The sequence below is a fragment of the Microbacterium sp. AG790 genome (assembly GCF_003634765.1).
In the GTDB taxonomy this organism is placed as follows: domain Bacteria; phylum Actinomycetota; class Actinomycetes; order Actinomycetales; family Microbacteriaceae; genus Microbacterium.
Window position 1 is genome coordinate 66,596 of sequence record NZ_RBWZ01000010.1, and the last position, 20,037, is coordinate 86,632.

The 20,037-nt window shown below is 70.9% G+C and carries 19 protein-coding genes; 6 read left to right on the top strand and 13 right to left on the bottom strand.

Annotation, left to right across the window (positions count from 1 at the left end):
* Nucleotides 1-11 precede the first annotated feature (11 nt).
* Genes DEU37_RS11440 through DEU37_RS11465 form a run of 6 tightly spaced genes read right to left on the bottom strand, consistent with a single transcriptional unit; the run spans nucleotide 12 to nucleotide 6,392 of the window.
* Nucleotides 12-2,531, bottom strand: coding sequence for a LuxR C-terminal-related transcriptional regulator (locus DEU37_RS11440; protein WP_121190796.1), 2,520 nt, complete (start codon nucleotides 2,529-2,531; stop codon nucleotides 12-14).
* A gap of 31 nt (nucleotides 2,532-2,562) precedes the next feature.
* Nucleotides 2,563-3,138: a signal peptidase I gene (locus DEU37_RS11445; protein ID WP_121190797.1), complete on the bottom strand. Its 576-nt coding sequence runs from the start codon at nucleotides 3,136-3,138 to the stop codon at nucleotides 2,563-2,565.
* A gap of 44 nt (nucleotides 3,139-3,182) precedes the next feature.
* The gene (locus DEU37_RS11450; RefSeq protein WP_220699841.1) at nucleotides 3,183-4,415 is read right to left on the bottom strand and encodes a hypothetical protein; all 1,233 of its coding nucleotides are present in this window, start codon (nucleotides 4,413-4,415) and stop codon (nucleotides 3,183-3,185) included.
* Nucleotides 4,412-5,071, bottom strand: coding sequence for a hypothetical protein (locus tag DEU37_RS11455; protein WP_121190799.1), 660 nt, complete (start codon nucleotides 5,069-5,071; stop codon nucleotides 4,412-4,414). Before DEU37_RS11455 ends, DEU37_RS11450 begins: the two co-directional genes overlap by 4 nt.
* A gap of 18 nt (nucleotides 5,072-5,089) precedes the next feature.
* Nucleotides 5,090-5,683 carry a hypothetical protein gene (locus DEU37_RS11460; RefSeq protein ID WP_147424872.1) on the bottom strand — a complete coding sequence of 198 codons (594 nt, stop codon included), beginning with the start codon at nucleotides 5,681-5,683 and terminating at the stop codon, nucleotides 5,090-5,092.
* A 4-nt stretch (nucleotides 5,684-5,687) separates the two neighbouring features.
* A complete protein-coding gene (locus DEU37_RS11465) occupies nucleotides 5,688-6,392 on the bottom strand; it encodes a hypothetical protein (RefSeq protein WP_121190801.1) in 705 nt (234 codons plus the stop codon).
* A 394-nt stretch (nucleotides 6,393-6,786) separates the two neighbouring features.
* On the opposite strand from DEU37_RS11465, the gene DEU37_RS14885 reads away from it, so the two are divergent.
* Both DEU37_RS14885 and DEU37_RS11470 read left to right on the top strand, forming a co-directional pair.
* Nucleotides 6,787-6,957, top strand: coding sequence for a hypothetical protein (locus DEU37_RS14885; RefSeq protein WP_183043667.1), 171 nt, complete (start codon nucleotides 6,787-6,789; stop codon nucleotides 6,955-6,957).
* 13 nt (nucleotides 6,958-6,970) lie between these two features.
* Nucleotides 6,971-7,207, top strand: coding sequence for a hypothetical protein (locus DEU37_RS11470; protein WP_121190802.1), 237 nt, complete (start codon nucleotides 6,971-6,973; stop codon nucleotides 7,205-7,207).
* Nucleotides 7,208-7,321: 114 nt separating this feature from the next.
* Here DEU37_RS11470 and DEU37_RS11475 read toward each other — a convergent pair whose 3' ends face one another.
* From DEU37_RS11475 to DEU37_RS11505, 7 genes are all read right to left on the bottom strand, one after another.
* Nucleotides 7,322-8,635: a Zn-dependent hydrolase gene (locus DEU37_RS11475; protein WP_121190803.1), complete on the bottom strand. Its 1,314-nt coding sequence runs from the start codon at nucleotides 8,633-8,635 to the stop codon at nucleotides 7,322-7,324.
* Nucleotides 8,632-9,942, bottom strand: coding sequence for an alanine--glyoxylate aminotransferase family protein (locus DEU37_RS11480; protein ID WP_121190804.1), 1,311 nt, complete (start codon nucleotides 9,940-9,942; stop codon nucleotides 8,632-8,634). The genes DEU37_RS11475 and DEU37_RS11480 overlap by 4 nt, the downstream gene beginning before the upstream one ends.
* Complete coding sequence (locus DEU37_RS11485; protein ID WP_259457262.1) at nucleotides 9,939-11,522, bottom strand: AtzH-like domain-containing protein; 1,584 nt, start codon at nucleotides 11,520-11,522, stop codon at nucleotides 9,939-9,941. Before DEU37_RS11485 ends, DEU37_RS11480 begins: the two co-directional genes overlap by 4 nt.
* Nucleotides 11,523-11,838: 316 nt before the next feature.
* Nucleotides 11,839-12,948 (bottom strand): acetamidase/formamidase family protein, encoded by a 1,110-nt coding sequence (locus DEU37_RS11490; RefSeq protein WP_121190805.1) that lies wholly within the window; start codon nucleotides 12,946-12,948, stop codon nucleotides 11,839-11,841.
* On the bottom strand, nucleotides 12,945-14,390 hold the full coding sequence (gene allB, locus DEU37_RS11495; protein ID WP_121190806.1) for an allantoinase AllB: 1,446 nt from the start codon (nucleotides 14,388-14,390) through the stop codon (nucleotides 12,945-12,947). The genes DEU37_RS11490 and allB overlap by 4 nt, the downstream gene beginning before the upstream one ends.
* Nucleotides 14,378-15,220: an aspartate/glutamate racemase family protein gene (locus DEU37_RS11500; RefSeq protein WP_121190807.1), complete on the bottom strand. Its 843-nt coding sequence runs from the start codon at nucleotides 15,218-15,220 to the stop codon at nucleotides 14,378-14,380. The genes allB and DEU37_RS11500 overlap by 13 nt, the downstream gene beginning before the upstream one ends.
* Entirely contained in the window at nucleotides 15,217-16,887 is a 1,671-nt protein-coding gene (locus tag DEU37_RS11505; RefSeq protein ID WP_121190808.1) for an NCS1 family nucleobase:cation symporter-1, read from the bottom strand. The genes DEU37_RS11500 and DEU37_RS11505 overlap by 4 nt, the downstream gene beginning before the upstream one ends.
* Nucleotides 16,888-17,108: 221 nt before the next feature.
* On the opposite strand from DEU37_RS11505, the gene DEU37_RS11510 reads away from it, so the two are divergent.
* The 4 genes from DEU37_RS11510 to hpxO all read left to right on the top strand — a co-directional run bounded on the left by DEU37_RS11510 (nucleotide 17,109) and on the right by hpxO (nucleotide 19,963).
* Nucleotides 17,109-17,735, top strand: coding sequence for a helix-turn-helix domain-containing protein (locus DEU37_RS11510; RefSeq protein ID WP_121190809.1), 627 nt, complete (start codon nucleotides 17,109-17,111; stop codon nucleotides 17,733-17,735).
* Between the two features lie 2 nt (nucleotides 17,736-17,737).
* A complete protein-coding gene (gene uraD, locus DEU37_RS11515; RefSeq protein ID WP_121190810.1) occupies nucleotides 17,738-18,244 on the top strand; it encodes a 2-oxo-4-hydroxy-4-carboxy-5-ureidoimidazoline decarboxylase in 507 nt (168 codons plus the stop codon).
* Nucleotides 18,241-18,561 carry a hydroxyisourate hydrolase gene (gene uraH / locus DEU37_RS11520; protein WP_121190811.1) on the top strand — a complete coding sequence of 107 codons (321 nt, stop codon included), beginning with the start codon at nucleotides 18,241-18,243 and terminating at the stop codon, nucleotides 18,559-18,561. Before uraD ends, uraH begins: the two co-directional genes overlap by 4 nt.
* A 208-nt stretch (nucleotides 18,562-18,769) precedes the next feature.
* Entirely contained in the window at nucleotides 18,770-19,963 is a 1,194-nt protein-coding gene (gene hpxO, locus DEU37_RS11525; RefSeq protein ID WP_121190921.1) for an FAD-dependent urate hydroxylase HpxO, read from the top strand.
* Nucleotides 19,964-20,037 lie beyond the last annotated feature (74 nt).

A 20,037-nucleotide genomic window follows, 5' to 3' on the forward strand; every position in this document is an offset into this window, starting at 1 on the left:
CCCGTGAGGGCTCACCGGCTGATCAGCTGGAAGAGCTCCTGCCTGTTCGTGGCACCCGTCTTCTTCAGGGCGCTGTGGATGTGATTCTCGATCGTGCGGACGCTGAGGCCGAGCCGGGATGCGATCGCCGCGTTGGAGTGCGTGCGAGCGAGCAACGCGATCTCGGTCTCCCGCGCGGACAGCGCGTCGGCACCGTCGTCTGCCCCCGCTGTTCGAGAGACCGATGCGGTCAGGGGGATGTCGGCATCCGCTTTCAGTGCGTCGAATGCCACCCGGATGGCGACGCCGAGCTCCGACGACGGGCTCTCGCGCTCCTGCCTGCTGCGCGCCGCGAGAAGGAGCAGCGCCAACGGCACGGTGCGGTCGTCGCCGAACTCTCTCGCCATCGTGACGAGGCGCTGGGGGTCGCTGAAGGAGGCCACCCCCAGCGCGAACAGCTTCTCCGGATCTTGGCCGTACGCCTCGATCATGTAGCTGCGGAAGAGCTCCAAGGAGGAGATGTCCGGCCAGATCGCGAGCCCGATCCGCACGGTCATGAGGGCGGCGAAGAGTCGACGCTCACCCTTCAACCGCTCGGCGAACCCGCGCATCGCCTCCATCGCGCGCGTTGGAGCATCTTGGATGAGGAGCCGGAGGATGCCGCCGAGCTCGCCCTGCATCCCGGGCAGAGCGTCGTCGGAGACATCGAGACTCTCCGCTTCTGCCTCGAAGAAGGCCGCGATGCTCGTGTCCCCGAGCCACAGGTTGATGAAGGAACCCATCCACAGCAGGGATCGGTACAAGCCATTGTTGACGGTGCCCGACGGCCCGTAGGACAACGCCGAGTCGACGACGTCGAGGGCCTCAGCCCAGCGGGCGAGACCCAGCAGCGACAACGACGCGACGTAGGCATGCAGCAGAATCCCGGCATGGTCGCGAGCGTCCTGCGCTTCCTGTAAGCGCGCGAGGCTGCGCTCGAGGGCGCGCTGCGCCTCGCCGCCGACGAGTTCGGTGAGCGCCTCGACGAAACCGACGAAGCGCCGGACGATCTGCAAGCCCGAGTCCGGAACACGCGAGACCCACTCCGCCGCGACCGCGAAGCGTCCCTCGATGAGGCTCGCGTAGGCGAAGGTGGAGATGCAGAGCGCCTCACCGGCGGTTCCGACGATGCCGACGTCGGAAAAGACCTGCGTCGGATCGTCGCCGATGCTGTCGGCGCCGTGCGTGAGAAGCCGACTGAAGATCTCGAGCGAACGCGCCCAGACGGGAAAGAGTGTGACCAGTTCGTGGAAGATCTCCGACGATCGCGCATCACCGCGACGACTGCGCCCCGCCCACAACGAGTGGAGGAAGGCGAAGTCGAAGCCCTCCTCGGGCGTCGCGGCCGATGCCAACGGGGTGACGTCGAAGACGGTGCGCAGGGTGCGCTCGCTGCGGGGGACATCCATCAGCGTCTGCACGTAGGGCAGTGCCGTGCGCACGGTGGGAGTCTGCTCCCAGGCCGCAGCGAGCTCGAGAAGGCGTTGATCGACATGCTCCCGGAAACCCCGCACCGACAGGGCCACGCTCGCCGGGGCGAGAACGCCCGGAGTGAAGGAGGCGGCCTCAGAATCGCCCTGCAGCCCCGCGAAAGCATGACCCGAGGTGTCGAGGAAGAAGTCCTTCAGCGCGGGCGGATTCAGGGCGATGCTGTGGCCTGCCGATGTGGTGATCATCGAGATCAGGCCACGCCCCTCGAGGTCTTTCACGGTCTGCTCGTCCACCCGAGTACAGGCCTCGGGTTGCGGGCGTGAGTGTACGACGGCCAGATGCTCCAGTCCGTCGAACGATGAGGGATCGAGGCCGGCAAGCCTGGTTTCGAGCCAGGCGTCCGTATGGGGGTTGCGGAGGTTCTGGCCGGTCATGACCCATCGGTCCCCGCGAAGCTCGATCAGGCCGTTGTCGCGGGCGCCGTCGAGGGTCGCGAGCGCGAGGCCGGTAATGCCGTGCGACTTGGCGAAGATGCGCGACACGATCTCGGTGTCGGGGCGCCCACCCAGCCGATCCTGGAGCAGCGCCGCAGTAGCGACGAAGTCCAGCGGGCGCAGGTCGACGCGCCGGCCCGGGTCTCTCGTGTAGCGCACCCCGTTGCGCACGAGCGCCCCGATGCTCCACGCGCGAGACAGCACGACCGGTGCCCCCGTGCGGTCGGCGGCCGCCTGGATCACACTCAACGTGCTCCGGTCCACGTTCTCGATGCTGTCGATGATGACGGCGCGCTGCGCAGCGCCCAGAAGGGCAGCGGATGCCGCATCCACGAGACCGGCGTACGACACGGGAGCGCGCGAAGCCGGCAGCGTGACGAGGGACTGCTGTAGCGCGAAGAACTCCCGATCGCGCATGTAGGGCGTTCCGGTGATCACGAGCAGAGTGAAGCCCTCCGCTTCGAGCGTCGTCCGCAGCTCTGTGAGCAACGTCGTCGCGCCCACGCCGCCCGGACCGCAGACATGGGCGGATCGTCCCTCGCGCACACAGGCGAGGAGAGTTCGGAGCTCGTACGTGAACATGAACATCGTCTCCCCACTCTGTCACCGGGGGAACATTTCAACCAGACGCGCGCTCGCGCGCGGGGAGCAACCCGAGGCCGATGACGGCGATCACTGCGACGACGAGCGCCGCCATGATCGGCGGCGACTTCACGGCGACAGCCACGTAACCCGCCCAGGGAATCGCGAGCACGACGCGCTCCGCTGCTCCGACGACATAGGGGTCTGGATCGACCGTGGCGTTGGCGTCCCCTTTCAACTCGACAGTCGCCCGTCCGTCGACGACCGACGTCGTCACCACGCGATGCGTGACGAGACCGCGACCACCCGGTCTGTTCACCGTGATGATGTCACCCGGTCGGATCTCGTCCGCGGCCGTCGGCACGACCAGCAGCAGCGAGCCCACCGGCAATGCCGGCTCCATCGATCCGGAGATGACGACCTGGGGGCGCATCTGGAAGAGGAGGCACACGATGACGATCAGCGCGCTGGCGACCCCGAGGAGGGCGCCGAGCCAGAGACCGGCGCCCCGCAGCATTCGAAGCAGACGCTGGAATCGCCGCGGCGCCGCTGCACCGGCATCCGCCGCGGCATCGCGCTCTGCCATGGGCGAAGAGGGGAGGGAAGTCGTCATGAGATATCAACCGTTCGAGCGTGGTGGAGGGGGGAGGTTGGGTGTCAGGCCGAGCGCCCGACGACCTCCAGGTGGAGTGTGAGGTCTCCGCCGGTCAGATCGTGAAGGCGGGGATCGTCGAGCAGATGCAGCTTCACGGTCAACGTGCGCACCGCACGGGCCGCGGAGCTCGGAACGGTGTCGCCGTCGGCGAGCCGAATACCGGCCGAGGCGACGAGACCGAGGTCGGCGCGAAGGCCGTCACCGCTCATCGCGACACCGGTCGCGGGGGTGTCGGGCGTTCCCGCGAGAACGCTCGACGAGCCGTCGGCATCCATCGACACGCTGTAGCGGACGAAGGGAGCGAGTGTGCCGGCGGCGGTGAGACGAAGGGCCATGCGGCCGTCCGCGGCGAGTGAGTTGTTGAACACAGCCAGGGTGAGAACGGCGGTGTTGCCCGGCACGAGGTCGCCGGAGTCGACGTAGGAGACGGTGACGCGGCCATCGCGCGGCAGGCGCGCGATACCCGCGCTGTCGCGAACGGCGATGCCGAACTGACCGGACGAAGCGACGGTGACCGCCGCCTCGTCGGTGAACGCGGCCCACGATCCGACGGCGAGCGCGCCGACGACGAGGACGCCGCACGTGCACACGGCGACACACGCGAGGCGCCGCGCGCGGCGGTGGGCACCGCCGATGAGCAGCAGACCGGCGACGAGGATGAGCGCGAGGCCCGCCGCGACCGCCACAGCCAGGTGGTCGCCGTTCATGCCCGTCGCCGCGAGGGCTCCACCGGGCCGGATCCCCTCGCTGTCGACGCGCAGCGTGACCTCGCCCGCCGCCGTGCGGAAGGAGTCGTCGGCGGTGGTCGGCATCTGCGCCGTGAGGACCACGCAGGCGCTCTCATCCGCGGCGAGGCGGCCGAGGTCGATGTGGGTGCGGCGCAGCTCGTCGGCGCTCAGCCCGTCGGCGAGTACGAAGCCTCTGTCACTTCGCAGGGTGACACGCAGGCCGTCCTCAGCCGTCACCGCCGGCCCCGCCGTCGACGGCACGGTGAGCGTGGCGGTGCGCGTGAACCCCGGCGAGGGTGCACAGTAGCGCGCATCGACCGCATGGCCCGGCGCCGGCGCACGAACGGCGATCGATTGGCTGCTCTGTGCCGCAGCCGGCAGCGGTACCGCTGCGGCGAGAACGAGCGCACTGCCGAACCCGAACGCCAGGACGGCGGCCGGCCGGCGCAGACGCCCGGCCCTGCGCGCCACGCGCCCGGCCCTCCGCGTCGTCGTCGGGGCGGTCACGAGAGCTTCTCCGTCAGCGTGACGGTGCGACCACCCGTCGTCTCCGCAGTGACGGCGATGGCGGGCACGACCGTCGCGGCAAACGCGGATGGCGGCGCGGCCGGCGCGAGCCACACACACACGGTGAGAGCAAGCCCGTCCGCGGCGGGAGTGGGCAGAGGAAGCCCCGCCCCGCCGTCCAGCGCGGAGATCTCGGTAGCCGTCAGGGGTGCGCCGGAGGGCAGCAGGCTCGCATCCGCCACGCGGACGTCGAACAGCAGCCACGGCGCGTCGGGGTTGGGGTCGACCAGTCGCGCATGCATGACCACGTGCGGGGTCGGAGTGAGCAAGTGGACGTTGACGGTGAAGGAAGCCGTCGCCACCGAGGGCGGCCCCACCGGCGCGCTCGCGAGGTAAGCGACCTTCTGCGCACCGTCGGTGTCCACCGTGATCTCATGCGGATGGGCCGCGTCAGGATAGCGGTCGTCCTCCGACGGCCCCTGGGCGAGACGAACACCGCCCGACTGGGTCGTCGCGGCATCCACCCCGCTGGTGAACGCGGCACTCGTCGCCACGACGGGTGGCACCGACAGAGCCACCACGAGCCCCGTGGCCAGGACGACGAGGCCGCCGCGCCGAGGGCGCGGGCGCTCGGCCCCATGGCGGAAGGCGGTCACGGTGATTCTCCTGTCATGTCAGCGGTTTTCCGCGTGGACGTGAACACGCACGCCGGTGATGCGATCGATGAGGGACGACGGCGCGTCGGCGGGAAGCGCCACCGTCAGGCTGACGCGGCGGACCTCACCGGCAGACAGCTCGCGGTCGACGAGTCCCGCGACGCGGCCGGTTCCCTCGAGTACCTCTCGACCCTCGGTCACGGCGCGGAAGCAGAGGTGATCGAAGAACTCGTCCTGTGCCTCCTGCTGGAGCGGCGGCACGATACTCATCGTGACCGCGCCGGAAAGCTCAGCGCTGGCGTTGCGGATGAAGAGGTACACCGTGACAGCGCCACCGGGATGCAGGTACAGCGGCCCTCCATCCGTGCGCAGCGGCACGACGCTGCGGCGACCGCCACCCGGACGCCAATCCTCCGCGGTCGGGAGCCACCGGTTGTCGGCCGACGCGGCGACCGACAACCGGAAGGCATCCTCTCCGGGTGCCGAGAACACGACGAGACCCTCGTCCGCCCCTCGCGGCACCCCGAGCGTGGCGGTGACCCCACCGGCGCCCAGCAGGACGGCCGCCAGCGCGACCAGCATCGCTGCGGACGAGGGTCGTCGTGCCCGCATGCGATCAGTCCGTGCTCTTCGAGGTACCGTCGATAACCGCCTGGATGGCGACGGCCCCGCCATTCGCAGCGTCGGTCACTGCCTGGGTGGTGCCCTCCTTCAGCGTGAGCTTCAGGTAGAGCACCGTTCCTGATTTAGGGCTCAGCGTGGACAGGTCCACCCCGGTACTGCTCGATCCCGCCTCGGCGGGGATCGTCAACCCCGTCTTGGTCCACGTCGTCGGAACCTTCGATGCATCGGCCGTCTCGGCCACATCGACAGACAGCAGCTTCATGTAGGCGGCGTTGCGGTCGCCCTGATCCGACGTCGACGCCGCCGGCGTCGTGTTCTTGAGGGAGAGCTTGAGCGTCGACTTCCAGTTCTTCGACTCGTTCAGCACGGGGATCTTCACGACCACCGAACCGCCCGGAAGGAGGTTGCTCGCGCCCGGGATATCGGTGATCGCTGCAGAGTTCGGGAACGCTTCGACCCAGGTCTTCACGTCGCTCACCTTGTTCTCCATCCCCGTCGAGACCTGGATGTTGTACTTGTTGTCTGTGCTGCCGAACCCGCCGCCGCCGTTGAGATCGAGCAGCGCGGAGTCGGTGAAGTAGGCGCTCGTGGCGAGCGCACCCACGCCGAGCAGCGCGCCCAGGGCGAGGAAGGCCCTCTTGCGGCCGCGGCGATCATCGTCGCGGGCGGTAGCTGTCGTTTCGGTCGTTGATGTCATCGGGATCAGTTCCTTGTCTGTGTGATGCGCGGTCGTGTCGACGATGCGGGTAGTGCGGGATCACTCCACCGCACGCGATCGCGACAGAGTGCTTCGGGCCTCCGAATGAGCGCCGCGCAGGAGCATGCCCCCATCGAATGAGTGATCGACGCGGCGTCAGGGAGTGTTCGCATCCCCACGCGCGATGACACGCATTGCCCTGCGGAGCCGCGCCGGTTCACCGCGACGCACGGTGGGCAGCGCGATCGCGGCCGCCACTCAAATCCCGGGGCTCGGCACTCAGCGCCGCACTCGGACGCCTCCCACGCACGCGGGAGGCACCTGCGCTCGTGCTGCGGTGGTCTCCGGTGTGCACGGAAGGAAGGGCCTTCGATGCACGAAAGGGGAGAAGACCATGACCGTGAAGCAGACGACGAACCCATGGGGCCGGTCGTTCGAGCGCGAGCGCGACGAGTCCCTCCGCATCGCACGCGCCATCATCCTGGGGCTGATCTTCTCGCCCATCTTCTGGATCGTGGTCGTCATCGGCTCGCGTCAGGTTGGGGCGCTCCTTGACTTTCAGTGACCGCCGGTGCCGCATGCACGCCGCCGGCGATCGAGCAGAACTCACAGACGAGTACGCCTACGTCATCGTCGAGACGGGCCTGCAGTCACGCACCGACGCCGACGCCGAGAACTCCGATCAGATACGACATCGTTGGTCGGAGCTGAACGAGTGGGGCGCGATGGGGTACGAGCTCCTGCACACCGTCACCATCTCCACCGGGAGCCGGACGACGATCTTCGACACCCTGCAGTTGCACGTGCGCCCCTGAGCGCGGCGGCGGGCCGCGCGGAGCGAGAAACCACTCTGGCACCGAAACACCTCCGCAGCGAAGGTTTCTCGGCGCGGAATGTGTTTCTCAGGCGGTGTGGAGCGCGGCGGCGGGTCAGATCCGCTCGGTGCCGCGCAGCAGCACGGCTTCGGCGAGGGCGCGGATGCCGTGGGCGACGTCTCCCGCGGAGACGGACTCATCGGGGTGGTGGCTGACGCCGTCGGGGTTGCGCAGGAACAGCATGCCGACGTCGGTCACGGCCCCCAGCGACATGCCGTCGTGCCCGGCGCGGCTGAAGATCACGGGCGGCACGTCGGAGCGCGGCGGAAGGGCCGCCCGGATGCCGCCGGCCACCACATCCTGCAAGAGCGGTGCGCAGAACACGGCCGGAGCGCTGTGCACTTCGCGCGAACGCCAGCGCAGGGCCCGCCGGCCCATGATCTCGTCGAGCTCGCGTGCGAGCGCATCCCACACGCGGTCGCGCTCGCCGTCGAACTCGCCGCGCAGGTCGAGGGAGAACTGCACCTCACCTGGGATCACGTTGACCGCGCCGGGGAACGCCTCGAAGCGCCCAACGGTGCCGACGATGTGGTGCTCGGCCGAGCAGATCCGCTCCACCGCGAGCGCGGCCTCGCTCGCGCCCAGCAGCGCGTCGCGACGCATGTCGTAGGGCGTGCCGCCGGCGTGGCGGGCCTCACCCTCCACCATCAGCTGGAACCGCCGCGCCGACGCGATCGAGGAGACCACCGCGAGCGGCTCGCCCGCGCGGTCCAGCTCGGGCCCCTGCTCGATGTGCGCCTCCAGATAGCCCACGAGCTCATCGGGCCGACGGGCGGCCTCGCCGACGCGCGCCGGGTCGAGCCCGAACTCGAGGAATGCGCGGCGCAGGCTCACGCCATCGGCATCCGTCAGCTCCCACCACGCATCGCTCCACGTGCCGGCGACCGCGGACGATCCGAGCAGCGCCTTGCCGAAGCGGGTGCCCTCCTCATCCGAGAACGCGACGACCTCGATCGCGAACGGCAGCGGCACGGTCCAGCCGTCACCGGCCGCGTCGCCGTCACGACCCACCGGCACGCGCAGCAGACGCACCACCTCCAGCGCCATCAGCACCCCGGCGATGCCGTCGTAACGCCCGGCGTCGAGCACCGTGTCCAGGTGCGAGCCCAGCATCAGCGCGGGAGCCGCCGGATCGCCGATGCGGCCGACCTGGTTGCCCGCGGCATCCTGCCACGTGCGCATGCCCAGCTCGCGCATCCATTCCGCCGCCAGCCGGTTGACACGGGCGTGCTCGGGCGAGAGGTAGACGCGCTCGATGGATGCCGCATCCGCGCTCACCCGCGCGAGTTCCTCGCACCGCGCCATGACGCGGCGCGCGGCGGCGGCGATGACGTCGGGCGCGGCGCGCAGGAGGGATGCCGAGCTCACGCCGTCTCCGCGGACACGGCGACGGCCGCACCGGCGCGCGGCGCGTGCAGCGCCACGGGCGCGGCGGCGAACACGTCCGCGGCGGCCTCGACGCCCCCACCGGCCGGAACCGCGGCCCCGAACCGGCGCAGCACGCTCTCGAGGGCGGCGAGGGTGGTGAGCACGGCATCCTTCCGGGCGTTGTAACCCATGGTGCCGATGCGCCACACCTTGCTGTGCAGCGGGCCGAACGAGGTGCCGATCTCGATGCCGAAGTCCTCCAGCATGGCCGACCGCGCGGCATCGCCGGGCACGCCCTCGGGGATCTCGACGGCGACGACGTTGCTCATCTTGTGGGCGACGTCGCCGAAGACCACCAAGCCCAGCGCCTCGACGCCGGCGAGCATCGCTCGTCCCGCCAGCTCGTGGCGGGCGATGACGGCGTCGCGGCCTTCGAGAAGCAGCAGCCGCGCGCACTCCCGCGCGCCGTAGAGCATGCTCGTCGCCTCGGTATGGTGGTTGAGTCGGCGCGGACCCCAGTAGTCGAGGATCTGCCCCAGGTCGAAGTAGTTCGAGCGCACGAAATCGGCCGACGACTCGTCGCCGGGCTCGCGGATGCCCGCCTCGACCTTCTTCCGCGAGCGGATCACCTCCACGGCGCGTGCGCTGAGCGTGATCGGCGACGATCCGCTCGGACCGCCCAAGCACTTCTGCAGGCCCGCCGTCGCGGCATCCAACCCCCACGCGTCCGCCTCGAAGGCGTTGCCGCCGAGCGATGCGGTGGCGTCGGAGTAGAAGAGCACCCCGTGGCGGCGGCAGATCTCGCCGATGTCCTCCAGCGGCTGCAGCATCGTCGTCGAGGTGTCGCCCTGCACGAGGGCGAGCAGCGCCGGCTTCACCCGCTCGATCGCCTCCTCGATGACGGATGCCGAGAACACCTGACCCCAGTCGGTCTCGATCGTGTGCACCTCCGCGAGTGCCCGCTCGGCGATCTCGGCCAGCAGGTGTCCGAACCGGCCGAACACGGGGACCAACACCCGGTCGCCCGGCTTCACGAGCGAGACGATCGCGGCCTCGATACCGGCACGGCTCGTGCCGTCGACCAGCAGGGTCGCCTCGTTGCGGGTGCTCCACACTCCGCGATACAGCTCCTGCGTCTCGGTCATCGTCGCCGTCATGAACGGGTCGTATTGGCCGACGAGCGGCGCCGACATGGCGGTCAGGACGCTCGGGTACGCCGAGATCGGCCCTGGGCCCATCAGCAGCCGCGCGGGCGGGGCGATCGGGCCGGGGAGGTTCATCGGGCCGGGCGAGGAGGTGCTGCTCATACGGATTCCGTTTCGGTGATGCGGGCGTGGAGGGCACGGCCGAGGCGCACGAGGGCGATGTCGGTGCCGGCGCGCGAGACGAGGCTGACGCCGACCGGTGCGTCGCCGCGGTCGGTGGCGACCGTGAGCACCGGCACCGACAGGGCGGGCAGGCCGCCCACGGCGGCCGGGGTCGTCAGGCGGAGGGTGTCGGTGCGCACGGCATCCACCTGCGCACCCGTGGCCGAGCGCGAGGGCGCCGGCCCGGGCACCGTCGGCAGCAGCAGTACGGCGTCGCGGACGAGCGCGTGCAACGTGTCGCGGAGGGGTTCCAGGGCGGCTCGGGCGGCGGACTCGTCGGCGGCGGTGACCGCGGCGGCGGCGCGGAAGCGCGCGGCCACGGCGGGTCCGGTCGAGCCGGGATGGGCGCGCAGCCAGTCGCCGTTGTTGCGCCAGGCCTCCGCACCCTGCACCGTCCGGAACGGCACGAGATAGTCGTCGAGGTCACCGAGCGAGACGTGCTCGATCGGCAGAGCGGATGCCGCAATCAGCTCCTCGAACGCCGCCCGCGTGGCCGGCTCGGCGGCGGCGAGCGCCTCGGTCGGCACCCGGAACCGCCACGGGAGGTCGGCGGCGGAGGCCCCGAAGACGGAGTCGGTCGAGTCGGAGCCGTCGTAGCTCAGACACCAGTCGGCGACCGCCTGCAGCGTCGCGCCGTCGCGGGCGAGCCAGCCGACCGTGTCGAAGCTCTGCGCGAGAGGCAGCAGCCCCTGCCGCGGCACGAGATCGTGCGTCGTCCGCAGGCCCCACAGGCCCTGATACGACGCCGGCACGCGCACGGAGCCGGCGGTGTCGGTCGCGAGGGCGATGTCGGCGTGGCCGAGCGCGACGGCGGATGCCGGTCCGCTCGACGAGCCGCCCGGCAGGGCGCCGGGCACCGCGGCGTTCGGCGGGGTGCCGTAGTGCGCGTTGTCACCCGCGATCGAGTACGCGAACTCGTCGGTGCGGGCGATGCCCCGCAGCGACGCTCCGCCGCGCAGCAGGTCGCTCACCGCCGGCGCGCTCGTCGTCTCGGCCCGGGCGGAGTCGAGGTAGGTCGGGTTTCCCGCGCCGATGCGATAACCCTTGATCGCGAAGAGATCCTTCACGGCGACCGTGAGGCCGGACAGCGGCCCCTCCCATGCGCCCTGGTAGAGCGGGTCGCCGACAGTCCGCCAGATCGAACGGTCGAAGGCCACCGAGCGCGGGGTGACGTGCGCGGCGGTGATGAGCCACCGCCCCTCGATCTGCTCCCACACCTGGGTCTGCAGGCCGGTGCCGCCCGCCGCGAACCGGGAAACGGCGACGATGAGCGCCACCCCTTCGGCGAGCGGCCGGTACTCGACGCGCTCGATGGTGCGAGCCGACACCCCGCCGCGGGCGCCGCGGAACGAGCTGATCGCGTCGTGTCCGACCAGCAGCCCCGCGCCGTCGCCGCGGAGCGTGCGGTCACCGGGAGCGAACGCGGCATCCAGGGCGTCGAGGTCATTCGTCAGGATCGCCCGCTCGTACGCCTCGAACGCCGCGCGCAGCTCGTCGGGCATGGTCTGAGCCGCGGTCACGGGCGCCCGCCCCGCTTCATGGCCCCGCGTGCACAACTCCGGAGTTGTCGTCCCGGACGGCCGAAAACAGCCCGGGACGGGCCCGTGGGCACCGAATCTCCGGAGTTGTGAACGGCGGCAGCCGGGCGGGGAGCGGCGGCAGCCGGGCGGGGAGCGGCGGCAGCCGGGCGGGGAACGGCGGCGACCCCGCGTGCACAACTCCGGAGTTGTCCTCCCGGACGGCCGAAAACAGCCCGGGACGGGCCCATGGCCACCGAATCTCCGGAGTTGTGAACGGCGGCGCGCGGAGGCGGCGACATGCCGCGGCGGCGGACGGTCACGAGGCGTCCTCGCCGACCAACCAGGCCGGGCGGACGGCGGCGAAGTCCGCCTCGCGGATGCGGGCGTGCACGCCGCAGACGATGTCGACGACCTGCGAGATGTCGAAGTCGGTCGCGGCCGACAGGTACGCGTAGGCCAGGTGCTCGGCCATGCCATACCGGGCCTGCAGCAGGTCGAGCGCGGCGCGCACGGCCTTGCGCATCGCCTCGTCGAGATCGACGTCGAGCCCCGTGGGCACGAGGTACTCGTCGGTGCGGACGAGCGGGCCGGTCACCTCGCCGAACGACGCGAGCGCCTCCGCGCGCGGCACCACGTCGAAGCGCAGCGTGGCGCGCAGCGACGCCTCGAGCGCGGTCAGCGCGACCTCGCCGTCGCCCTGCGCGAAGTGCGGGTCGCCGACGTACGCCAAGGCGCCGGCCACCTGCACCGGCAGGTACAGCACCGCGCCCTCCACGAGCAGGTTGATGTCGATGTTGCCGCCGTGCGCGCCCGGGGGCACCGAGTGGGGGCGCTCGTCGCCCGCGACGGCGACCCCCATCGTCCCGAGGAACGGGGCGAGCGGAAACCGCACGACGCGCTCACCCCTGTCGACGAGGGGGAGGATGCCGTTGCCCTCCGATACCGGGGTGAACACGCTGACGTTCTCGGGCCCGCGCGGGAGCACCCCGACGAGGGCCCCCTTGCCGTGCCGGTTGGAGATGACGCCGTACGGCACGCGCGGGGCCAGGTCGACGACGGTGATCTTCAGCAGGTCACCGGGGTCGGCCCCCTCGACGAAGATCGGCCCGGTGACCACGTGCGGCCCGTCGAGCGCGGCGTCGCGTGCGACCGTCGCGGCGATCTCGATCGCGTCGGTGAGCACGTGTGCGGCCGGCACCCCGTGACCGGTGAAGTACCCCAGGGGGTCCTGGCCCTGGTCGGGCAGGATGCCTTCGTGGCTGACGGTGTCGATCGTCACCGTCTCGCCGGCGGCGATCCTCAGCACGGGCGCATCGGCGGCGCACGGCAGCCGCCCCCAGAGCACCGTCTCCGGGGATGCCGGGAGGTAGTGAGCGCCGGCGATTCGGCCCGATCCGGGTTGCAGGATGTCGATGGTCTCGGTCATGAAGTCGCTCCTTCGCGCATCGGGTGGGCTGGAGTCGCGGGCGCTGCCCCGGCATCCGCACCGGCCAGCAGCTCGATCCCCGGCCGGGACCGCGCATCGTCGTCGCCCGCACGGTACACGGAGATGCCGCCGACCACGGTGGTCACGATGGCGCCGCGCATGGCGCGACCATCCCACGGTGACAGCTTGTGCCGGTAGAGCAGGCGGTGCGCGTCAACGGTCCACGACCGTTCCGGCGCGAAGACGGTGAGGTTCGCTCGCGCCCCCGGCGCGATGACGCCGAGTCCCGGCATCCCGGCGATGCGGGCCGGTCCGGTGGTGAACAGCGGCAGCAGGCTCTCCAGCGGGATGCCGCGGCGCGCCGCCTCGGTCCAGACGCTCGCGAACCCGGTCTGCACGCCCGCGATGCCGCCCCACGCCAGGCCGAAATCGCCGCCCCCCGCGGTCTTCAGCGCCAGAGTGGCGGGTGAGTGGTCGCTGACGATGGCGTCGATCGTGCCGTCGAGCACGCCCTCCCACAGCAGGTCCTGGTTGGCGCGACCGCGGATGGGCGGGCAGCACTTGAACGCGCTGGCCCCGTCGGGCACCTCTTCTGCGGACAGGGTGAGGTAGTGCGGGCAGGTCTCGACGGTGAGGCGGACGCCGTCGGCCTTCGCCGCGCGGATGGCATCGAGCGCCTGTCCGTCGGCGACGTGCACGATGTGGGCGCGGGCGCCGGTGGCGCGGGCCGCGTCGATGACGGCGCCGATCGCCGCCTCTTCGCTCACCGGCGGGCGGCTGCGCAGGAACGTGTCGTAGTGACGTCCGAGCTCTCCCGCCGGCCCCGCGCCGACGTCGACGGCGGCCTCGTGCAGGTGCGCCTCGTCTTCGGCGTGCGCGATGAGCAGGCCGTCGAAGGCGGCGATCTCGGTGAGCGCGGCGTGCAGACCGGCACGGTCGAGGTGGCCGAACTCGTCGATGCCGCTCGGCACGAGGAAGCACTTGAAGCCGACGACGCCGGCGCCGGCGAGATGGCGCAGACGGCCGAGGTTCTCGGGGACGGCGCCGCCCCAGTAGCCGACGTCGACCGCGAGCTTGCCCGCGGCCGCGGCCCGCTTGGCGGCGAGCGCCTCGGGCGTCGTCGTGACGGGCACCGAGTTCAGCGGCATGTCGAACACGGTCGTGATGCCGCCCGCCGCGGCCGCGGCGGTACCGGTCGCGAAACCCTCCCAGTCGGTGCGTCCCGGCTCGTCGAGGTGCACGTGCGAGTCGACGAGTCCCGGCAGCAGCACCTCGTCGGCGCCGAGCACGTGGAGGTCGGCGGATGCCGCGGCGTCCGCTTCCGCCGAGCGCCCGGTCAGGGTGACCTCGGCGATCACGCCGTCGACGATCCGCACCTCGGCGGGGCGGAACGCCCCGTCGATCCAGGCGCGTTCGGCCCGGATCACGCTCATATCTGCCACAGCATCGCCTCTCGTGCCCTCGGTTGCGGATGCGGCGTCATCGCGGCGTCCGAAGACACGTCCGACGCTATCGAGGCGTCGTTTCGCGGGTGTTTCCGCACGGGCGGGGGCGCGTACTCGCCCCGCCCGCCGGTGCGCACGCCCATGCGTGCCATGCCGATCGCGAGCCCCACGGCGGCGGCGACCCCGTCGATGACGGGAGCGTCGACACGCGCCGACAGCTGCGCGCAGAGATCGGCCATGCCGGCGCACCCGAGCACGATCGCATCGACCGGGTCGCCGGACGCCCCGACCGCCCCGAGGGCGGGAGGATCAAGCGCGGCCCGGCATTCGCGTTCGATGCGGGCCAGGGTGTGCTCGTCGGGCTCCTCGAGGGCGAGCACGGGGATCTCCACGGCGCGGTACTGCGCGCAGGCGCGGTCCATGCCGTAGCGGGCGACGAGGTCGCGGGCCCGTCCGAGCGTGCGTCCCAGCGTCGTCACGATCGCGAAACGGCGCCCCGCGATCGCCGCAACGTGCATGGCGGCTTCCGCGATGCCGATCACCGGCACCTCGACGAGTTCGCGCGCCGCGTCGAGACCGGGGTCGCCGAAGCACGCGAGCACGTACGCGTCGCTGCCGCCGGTGGCGAGGTCCGCGCGGACGAGCTCCACGACGGCCGCGGCCGCCGCCACCTCGTCGACGTGGCTCTCCACCGCCGCCGGTCCCCGACCGGGCTCGGGGCAGACGGCGACGATCTCGGCATCCGCCCCCGCCACCTCCCGAGCGGCGGCCGCAATGGTCGCGGTCATCGCCCGGGAGGTGTTGGGGTTGATCAGGAGGATCCTCACGGGGTGCCGGGTCCCGCCGTCGTGCCGGTGACGGCGGCCACGGGGATCTCGGCCGAGATGGCGGGCGGCTCGGCCGCAGCGGTCGCGGCGGCGCCGTCGAGCGTGCCGTCCGAGACGCCGTCGCTCTCGCCGTCGAACGTCGGCACCCGCGGGTCGAGGCGCTCGAAGAGCACGAACGCGGCATAGCCCAGGCCGCAGCCGATGAACCAGCTGTAGTCGCTGATCCACGAGATGTCGAACAGTCCCATGTCGGCGAACAGCTTCGGGAAGACACCGAGGAAGACGGCGGGGATGCCGGCGACCAGCAGCGCCTTCATCGCGTTCGGGTTGAAGCCGCGGCGGTACCAGTAGGGGCCCGTCGGGTCCATCGTGAACATCGCATCGGTCTTGATGCGCTGGCGTCCGGCGACGTAGTAGCCGGCGATGAGGATGCCGAACAGCGGACCGATGAGCGCACCGAGCAAGCCCAGCGTGTAGTGGATCGCGTCGTCGTTGGAGTACCAGTTCCAGGGGGTCAGGAACACCGACCCGACGGCGGCGATCATGCCGCCGTCACGCCACGAGATCTTCTTCGGGGCGACGTTGGAGAAGTCGAACGCCGGCGAGATGAAGTTCGCGACGATGTTGATGCCGACCGTCGCGGTGACGAAGGTCAGGCCGCCGAGGAGGATCGCGAACCAGCCATCGATGGCCTCGACCGTCTTGATCGGGTCGGTGATGAGCTGCCCGAACACGGGGACAGTCGCCGACGCCGTGATCACGGTGAGCAGTGAGAAGAAGAGGAAGTTGATCGGCAGACCCCAGAAGTTGCCGCGCTTGACCGCCGCGAAGCTCTTGCCGTAGCGGGCGAAGTCGCCGAAGTTGAGCATCGGGCCGGAGAAGTACGACACGACCAGCGCGATCGCGGCGCACATCACCGGGATCGACGACCAGAAGTCCAGCTGCTTGGTCGACAGGTTGAACGAGATGTTCTGCCAGCCGGCCTGCGACACGAGGTAGACGGCGAGCGCGATCATCACGACGTAGACGGCGGGGCCGGCGAAGTCGATGAAGCGGCGGATGACCTCCATGCCGTTCCAGAACAGCAGGAACTGCGCGACCCACAGGATGCCGTAGGAGATCCACCCGAGGGCCGACAATCCCAGGAACGACACGTCCAGCAGCGCGGCCGAGCCGGGGATGAACTTGAGGAACACGATGTTCAGCGACTCTGCGGCCAGGAACGTCTGCACGCCGTACCAGGCGATGGCGATGAGTCCGCGGATGATCGCGGGGATGTTGGCTCCGCGGATGCCGAAGATCGCCCGGTTGACGACGGGATACGGCACACCGGTCTTCTGGCTGGGCTTGGCGACGAGGTTGGCGAAGTACTGCACGATGACGATGCCGACCAGCAGCGCGATCAGCACCTGCCAGCTCTGCAGGCCGAGGGCGAACAGCGAGCCGGCGGTGACGTAGCCGCCGACGGAGTGCACGTCGCTCATCCAGAACGCGAAGATGTTGTACGCGCTCCACTTCTGCTTGCGCAGCGGTGCGAGGTCCTCGTTGGCGAGGCGCTCGTCGTACTGCGGCTTCATGTTGCCGGCGCCCGTGGGCATGCCGGCGGCTTCGACGATGTCGTAGACACCGGTCGACGGTGGGGTCGACGGCGGGGTGAGAGAGGTCATGGGTACCTTCCAGGGGTTCCGAGGCAGTGACGGAGGTGGGGCGGACCGCGACATGGAGTCCGTGGCCTGGGTGGTGCGTAATGTGAAGTTATTGCTTCACGCCTCCCTCGCGATTTCGCTCGTGTAACGGCTGTGTGAAGTTGGACCTTCACATGTGACGAACGCGTGAACCCCGACCGGAGCGGCGCCCGCTCGGCATCCGCGCCCGATACGATCGCGACATGACCCGCGCCCCCGCCGTCGATCCGCCGGAGCTCGATGCCGATCGCGCCGACAGCGCGACCGAGGGAGTCGGTGAGCGGCTGCGCGCGCTGCGGGTCGCCCGTGGCATGTCGGCGCGCGACCTTGCACGTCGACTCGGCATCTCGCCGAGTGCGGTGTCGCAGATCGAGCGCGGCGTGATGCAGCCGAGCGTCTCGCGCCTGATCGCGATCACCGACGAGCTGGACGTGCCGCTGACCTCGGTGTTCGACCCCTCGGGATCGCAGGCGCCGGCCACACCGACGAGCTTCGGGCTGCGCCGGGCCGAGCACGACACGACGATCGTGTTGGAAGACGGCGTGACGTTCCGCCGCATCTCTCCGGTGCCGACACCCGGTGTCGACTACTTCGAGTCGACCTACCCGCCCGGCGCGACCGCCCACAGCGATGCCGGGCTCTTCCGTCACGAAGGCTACGAAGTCGGCACCGTCGTCTCGGGCGAGCTGACCGTCGACTTCGATGACGAACGCGTGGTCCTGCGCCCCGGCGACGCGATCAGCTACCCGTGCTCGCGTCCGCACCGGTTGCACAACACGTCCAGCGAGCCCGTCGTCGCCCGCTGGCTCGTCGTCCACGGAGCCCGCTGAGCATGGCCGCCGAGATGAGCATCGACGCGTTCGACGCGCTGCCCGCGGATGCCGCGGCATCCACCGTCCGCGTGTGGGCGGCGATCCCGACGTGGGTCGACGCCGTCGTCGCGGCGCGCCCCTACGGCACACGCGAAGCGCTGATCACCCGGGCGGACGAGCGTGCCCGCACCTGGACGCGCACCGAGCTCGACGCCGCCCTCGCCCACCACCCGCGCATCGGCGAGAAGCCGCAAGGCGCGGGAGCCGAGGCCGCCGCCTCACGTCGCGAACAGGCGTCGATGTCTTCCGCCGGGGCTGCGACGACGGCGGCGATCGCCGACGGCAACGCCGCCTACGAGAAGCGATTCGGCCGGGTCTTCCTCATCCGCGCCGCCGGGCGCACGCCCGAGCAGATGCGCGCGGAGCTCGACCGGCGGCTCGGCAACGACGACGAGACCGAGGCCGCGGAGGCACTCGATCAGCTGCGCGAGATCGCGCTGCTGCGACTGGAGACGACGATCGTATGACCCACCTGACCACGCACGTGCTCGACGGCTCGGCCGGAGCCCCGGCATCCGGCGTCGAGGTGAGGCTCCTCGACGCCGACGGGACGACCGTGGCGAGCGGGCGGACGGATGCCGATGGCCGCCTCGCCCTCGGACCCGACGAGCTGTCCGCGGGGACCTACGCGCTGGTGTTCGCGACGGGGCCGTACTTCGCGGCGCGCGACACCGAGACGTTCTATCCGTCGGTCACGGTGGCCTTCACCGTCGCCGACACCCGCCACTACCACGTGCCCCTGCTGCTCAGCCCGTTCGCCTACTCGACCTACCGCGGCACCTGACCCCCCTCCCCCCCTCCCTCCCTCCCCCGCGACGTCCGCCCTCCCCCGCGAGACACGGGCTGTGCACCGAGACACGTCGTGTGCAGCGGTGTCTCGGTGCGTGGACCGTGTCTCGCGGACTGCGGGGGCGGGCGCCGGGCGGGCGGGAGGCGGGTGCGGTTACCCCGAGGAAACGTCGCGGTGACACGGCATCCGTAGCGTGGCCGGCATGAAGGTGATCGTCGTCGGAGCGGGTGTCGGGGGAACGAGCGCGGGCATCGCGCTGCAGAAGCTGGGCCACGACGTCGTCATCTACGACCAGATGCGCGAGAACCGTCCGGTGGGAGCAGCCCTGTCGCTGTGGTCGAACGGCGTGAAGGTGCTGAACTGGCTCGGACTCGGCGCCGAGGTCGCCGCTCTCGGCGGCGACATGGCCGACATGGTCTACCTCGACGGGCACACCGGCGAGACCCTGTGCGACTTCTCCCTCGCGCCGGTCACCACCCAGACGGGGCAGAAGCCGTACCCGGTCGCCCGCGCCGACCTGCAGGCGCTGCTGATGGAGCGGTTCGGCCTCGACGGCATCCACCTCGGCAAGAAGCTCGTCGGCATCGCCGACGACGGCACGACCGTGACCGCCACGTTCGCGGACGGCACGACCGACACCGCCGACATGCTCATCGGCGCCGACGGCGCCCGCTCGATCGTGCGCGACTACGTGCAACCCGAGGGGGCGCCGCCGATCGAGCGCGAGTACTCGGGGTACACCAACGTCAACGGGCTCGTGCCGGTCTCGGCATCCATCGGACGCCCGACGGCGTGGACGACGTACGTCGCCGACGGCAAGCGCGCCGCGGTCATGCCGATCGCCGGCAACCGCTTCTACTTCTGGTTCGACATCCCCCAGCCATCGGGTCTGCCGTATGACCCCGCGGAGGGCGTCGCGCCGTTACGCGAGGCGTTCGGCGACTGGGCGCCCGGAGTGCAGGAGCTGCTCGCCGCGATCGACCCGGCCACCTCGCTCAACCGCGTGGAGATCTGGGACATCACCCCGTTCGACACCTGGACGAAGGGCCGGGTCGCGATCCTCGGGGATGCCGCGCACAACACCTCCCCCGACATCGGCCAGGGGGCGTGCTCCGCGCTCGAAGACGCCTTCGCGCTCGGCATCGCGTTCGCCACGAACACGCTGGGCGTCGCCGACACCCTCCGCCGCTACGCCGCGATGCGCGTGGAGCGGGCCGGGGAGCTCGTGCTGCGGGCGCGCAAGCGCGCCTGGGAGACGCACGCGTTCGATCCCGCCGTGACCGACGCCTGGTACGAGAGCCTCCGCGCCGCCGACGGCACCGGCATCATCCGCGGCATCGTCGGCAACATCGAAGACAGTCCGGTCAACCTCGGCGGCGGTCTGCTCGCGGGTTAGCCGCGCCGCGGCATCCGTCGCGCCCCGACGACCCCGTCACACCGCGCCGGCCTCGACGACCCCAGGCCGTCCCC